This is a genomic window from Streptomyces sp. NPDC086080, assembly GCF_044540255.1.
Taxonomy (GTDB): Bacteria; Actinomycetota; Actinomycetes; order Streptomycetales; family Streptomycetaceae; genus Streptomyces.
The window spans coordinates 1-4,507 of the sequence record NZ_JBITRU010000090.1; the positions used below are offsets into that span (position 1 = coordinate 1).

The window sequence follows — 4,507 nt, forward strand, 5'->3', positions numbered from 1 at the left end:
GTCGCGTCTCTCGTTGCTGAACCCGGCGGACCGACCACCGCGGCGCATACACAGGCGATCAGCTCATCTCGCCGACTGAGAACGCATCAGCCCTGGCGCCAATGGTCAGCTGCCCCTGACCGCGCTGAGCGGGCGAAACCGCTCTGGCGACTGGTTTCCTCTCATCCCCTCGTCTCTACTGCGCCCCACCACTCGTAAGAATTAGCTTCGCCCGTTCCCTTGAAATAAAATGCACAGCTTCCTCTTCCTCCTTACTCAGGAGAGTAATATCAAGTTGTAGCTTGAGGAGGCCCCAGGCCCCCTTGCAGGCGTCTACACGGAACCTACGGGCTCTCCCTTCATCACCACACCGGTAGACGAGCAGTAGATCCACATCAGATTCAGCGCGAAACCCGCTACACGAGGACCCGAACAAGAAAAGACCCCAAGGCGGGTTTAGGTTCTCACTTTTCGCGATCTGATGGAGCAATGTAGTCAAGGAATGCATCTCCGTCATAATTCAACGCACCCATCCACTCCTTATACTTGAATAGACTCACACCGATCGACTTTGCATATTCCTTGGCTTGCCCGGTATAGCCATTCCAAGCGCTGACGGTGAGGATGCAGGTAACGGAAGGGTGTTCCTCGATGATTTCTTGAACGTCTGCCACGCCCACCGTGTAAACGTTGGTGACGTACAGCGTAACGGTGGATTTCCTAGTGCGGAAGATTTCATAGACCTGCGCACTGACTTCCTTATAATCGCTGACGGCATTGTGTCGAGCTAGGGATCTCCTTACCACCTCAAGAGACTCTGGACGGGGTACCTTCGCATAGTAATCGCCTTGTGCCATGTTCTATCCCTTCCTAGCTGAGCAGCTCGTTCATCTCTTCTGGGAACTGGGGGACCGAAGACGAGATAGCACCAAACACATGCTTGCGCTCAAACTCGTCTACATGAATCCGGAAACGCTCCAATACCATTGTCTCGACGGGAAACAATAGATGCATGTTGGAGTCTAGAAGCCTGAGAATCATTCGATTGTTAGGAATGATCACCTCGCGCACTCGCGTCGCCCATATCTCGACGGCATCGGACAGGGGGTTCCATGAAGACTCCGAATGAGGCCCGAACGTCTCGAAAGTCGCCCGATTTTGGCGAAGGAGGGATTCAAGCACGCGTCGGGCTCCCTCTCGCCGGTCAAATGAACGCGCACCGAAGGCATTCGAAATCCGGGTCTCGTGCGAACTCTTCCAACTATGCAGCAATTCGACCGGATACGCCACTTCTTGCGAATCTACAATCTTATGGCAAATCAAACAAAGGAGTATCAAATTTTCTTCGAGCGCCAACACTCCGGGGTCAAGAGCAGAGTTAGCTCTGGGCCCCTGGGGGGATGCAGCGATTATGTGAGCCAGTTCCCCCACGTTAACGCGCATTCTATTCGCCGCTCTTACGAGGACAGGTTTTAGGCAGCCCGGATTCTGACAACGCCCCGCCGAGTCTGCATACAGGTTCCGTATCTCGTTAGAACCGATTGCCCTTGCCGCATTCTTGCACCGCGCCATTGCCACCCACCGTCAATTCCCTAGTAATGAGGCTCGGAGTCTGTCGAGCACACCGAACCTCTGCATCAGATAGTTTATCCACGGCCTCCGTGAGAGGGTCGCCAACAGGCATCATGACTTGCACGGACACCGAGCGATCTGATGCGCTCCGTCTGCCTTGTGATGGGGCTCCGCCCCAAACCCCGACCCTCGCTCTGAGGGGGCATATGGTCGCGGTATTGATGTGGTGGGTCGCGGGTGGGGTCCCTCGCCGACCGATCACCCTGCGGGCGTACCCGGAACCTACGAGGGGCGCCAAGATTAGGCGCAAGCGTCACGGAGTGAGCCTTGGCGCCCCTCGTAGAACCCGGGTGCGGCAAAGCTGCCCGACCGACGAGGGACACCACCCGCTCCGGCCGACGTCTGCCTGCGGCGACTCGACTCCACGTCTGGCCGACTGGGCACCGCAGCCAGCTGCTTTCGAGCGAGGTCGTAACCCTCCTGTGGCCGACCGAGGCAGGTGGGGTGCACCAGGCACACCCGCGCCTGACCGGTCGACGCACCCACCGTCGTGGCCGGCTGTCGAAGCTGAGCCGTCTCCGTACTACAACAAGCGAACCATTCCGTCACGAAATGGGAAGTAAAATCTCATCGATAGGTCGGAATCCGACTGGATTCTCGACTACCAATCTCCTTCCATTACCGTGTTTTACCTCTCCATCCACGATGACCACTCGACGAGCACGATGCCAAATGACGGCCTCTTGGTAAGCCTCATAGGGAAGGCGGACTCGAATCTCAGATCGCCTTCCTCTGCGGACCGTTGAAATCGTAGCGAAGCCAAACGGATCTTCCCCCACGTGCCTCAACTCCACAATATTCCCTGAGAATGTCGATGTGGAATCGATGCGATGTTTCTTCAGGTTCTCCGCAGCCTTCTCAATCTTCTCCGAAGCATCTGATTCAATCGATACTGCACTGGGCATTGTCTCTGGAGCAGGAACAGATGGGGCCCATTCAAAACTCGTCTCAAACTCGCTAACCGAGGGTTCCGTTAAGATTTTGGCTAGCGCAGAGCAAAACTCCCTGCTGACACCGCGTGCCACGACGGCGTGCAGATCACCCACACTGGGCGAGGACTCAGGCTCGACGATAATCTCTTTCACCGCCATAAGTGACTGTGCCAAAGTGCGCGTCACTCGGCGCTCAAAAGGTTCGGGAGCAGCTTGAAATAGCTCGAGGTCGGCCGTTTGGGCAGCCTCTTCAGGGGCCTCTTGGGTACTCGACAAAGGAACTAGGATGGGAATGATGAAAGAGCCTTCTTGGGTATGATCCATCCGTGCACGTCGCAAGACTGCGTCGCCCTGGCGTGCATAGTTGCCCCCGATCTCGCCGCGCTCATTCCATGCGGTAGTACCGACTGCCCTCAGCAACTTGCGCGCGGAGGCGATCACGGTAGATGCGGCCTCGAATGGGATCGTGTCAGTGATCGCATAATCATTCGCAGCCCGCAGGTACGTTACATCCATGAGGTGGTATCGAATACTCAGGGCCACGTCTTTTGGACTTCTGCGCTCTTTCTTAGCGATTCTCTCCACGATTCCGACAGCAATCCCCGGATCGTTTACAGTTGGGACGCCGACCATGACGCCATCGCGAACCCAGATCGTACCCGCCGACCCAGGAGGCTGGCTTTCCCACCCCTCCGCTTGCAAGTAGGTGCGAATCTGAGAGACAGTCGGAATCCTTACGCCACGCGAGCCTAAGGTATCGTTGGAATGAAGCATGATTTCACCTCCTTCTCCCACGATTCCAACGTTGCCGCTGTCAATCGCTGCGTCTTCGGGACCACGATCTTGTCAGTGGGCGCCCCTGCACCGTTTACGCGCACCCAAAACGCGGCAGCCCTGTGGTTGGTTCCTGCATCGTGATGCTGAATCCAGTCCACGGGATCCTTGTAATCTAAAATCACTAGCACGAAATAGACCGGAACAGCCGAGGTTGACCAGCTATCTCGCCAGTGCAACTCTGAGTCCCAAGTGGCACTCTTGCCCGAGATTTTGAATTGCGAGCTACACTTGATCTGGACTCGCGCTGCTGCTATCGCGAATTCCAAGCTGCCGTCTACTGCAATGGCATCCTCATCTGGCGCCGTCTCGTTGAAGCCGACCGCAGCCTGGCTAAATATCGATTTCACATACGCAACACCGAATCTACCTTTAGCCGTGTTCGGATCCAGCGTGGCGATCGAATGCAAGTGCAGTGCCCCCTCCCCACCGTGCGGCTTCCCCATTCCGCGCCACGGCGCACACCTACATGACTGTCCGCCCAGCCTTGGGTTCAACCTGCAACGAGATGGAGATCTTAGCCATCAAGTGACGACCTGTCACTAGTGGTGACCTTCAGTCGCCGTAGGGGTCAACTCGTGCGACGGGCCGCGTGCCACAACCGTGCCAGATGCGGGGGTCAGTCACGGTCAACACCGGTCTTCGCGGTCGAGTAGCCGCTCCCTTCCTCGGCCGGCGAAGGCGCAGCTCAGCCCGCAGATCACCCCGCCTCTCTCCTAAAGCGGTGCTCTTTCAACCGACGGTGGACTCAGCCTTCCTCTTCCTCGACCAGACCGCAGGCGAAGGGAAGCGACTGCAAGAACTCCCGTCGCGCAGGATTCGGTTCTGCTTCGGCCAGGTCGGAGAGTACCTGGAGGAAGCGGTCGCGCTGGTCCAGAGGCAGCCGCAGCAGTTCCCCGCCCACGCTTTCCATCATCTTCACCGCGGAGTCGGGATCGACTTCGTCGTCACCGCAGCTGTCGAGGAACCAAAGGGTGTCGGCAACCAGCCCGGCAAGAGCCGGCACAAGCGGATCCATCGCAGTCATCCCCGCAACCTAGTACTCCAGCTGTAGATCGTGATCTTGCTGGTCGGGGCCGGTGCGGGGACGGGTGCGGCCACCGTTGATCATCGTGACTTGTGTGGAGTAC

At 57.5% G+C, this 4,507-nt stretch carries 5 protein-coding genes; all 5 read right to left on the reverse strand.

The genetic code is table 11. The features are described from left to right. Nucleotides 1-443 precede the first annotated feature (443 nt). Nucleotides 444-836: a hypothetical protein gene (locus ACIF9R_RS38065; RefSeq protein WP_399987681.1), complete on the reverse strand. Its 393-nt coding sequence runs from the start codon at nucleotides 834-836 to the stop codon at nucleotides 444-446. Nucleotides 837-849: 13 nt separating this feature from the next. Next, a complete protein-coding gene (locus tag ACIF9R_RS38070; RefSeq protein ID WP_399987683.1) occupies nucleotides 850-1,161 on the reverse strand; it encodes a hypothetical protein in 312 nt (103 codons plus the stop codon). A 995-nt stretch (nucleotides 1,162-2,156) separates the two neighbouring features. After that, on the reverse strand, nucleotides 2,157-3,317 hold the full coding sequence (locus ACIF9R_RS38075; RefSeq protein WP_399987685.1) for a hypothetical protein: 1,161 nt from the start codon (nucleotides 3,315-3,317) through the stop codon (nucleotides 2,157-2,159). Continuing rightward, nucleotides 3,293-3,787, reverse strand: a complete 495-nt coding sequence (locus ACIF9R_RS38080) for a DUF4365 domain-containing protein (RefSeq protein WP_359420998.1) — start codon at nucleotides 3,785-3,787, stop codon at nucleotides 3,293-3,295. The genes ACIF9R_RS38075 and ACIF9R_RS38080 overlap by 25 nt, the downstream gene beginning before the upstream one ends. 338 nt (nucleotides 3,788-4,125) lie before the next feature. Further along, nucleotides 4,126-4,404 carry a hypothetical protein gene (locus ACIF9R_RS38085; RefSeq protein ID WP_399987687.1) on the reverse strand — a complete coding sequence of 93 codons (279 nt, stop codon included), beginning with the start codon at nucleotides 4,402-4,404 and terminating at the stop codon, nucleotides 4,126-4,128. Between the last annotated feature and the right edge of the window lie 103 nt (nucleotides 4,405-4,507).

Coding starts and splice junctions, on each gene's coding strand:
- ACIF9R_RS38075 (WP_399987685.1), bottom strand. CDS start 3,317: ATGCTTCATTCCAACGATACCTTAGGCTCGCGTGGCGTAAGGATTCCG.
- ACIF9R_RS38085 (WP_399987687.1), bottom strand. CDS start 4,404: ATGACTGCGATGGATCCGCTTGTGCCGGCTCTTGCCGGGCTGGTTGCC.
- ACIF9R_RS38065 (WP_399987681.1), bottom strand. CDS start 836: ATGGCACAAGGCGATTACTATGCGAAGGTACCCCGTCCAGAGTCTCTT.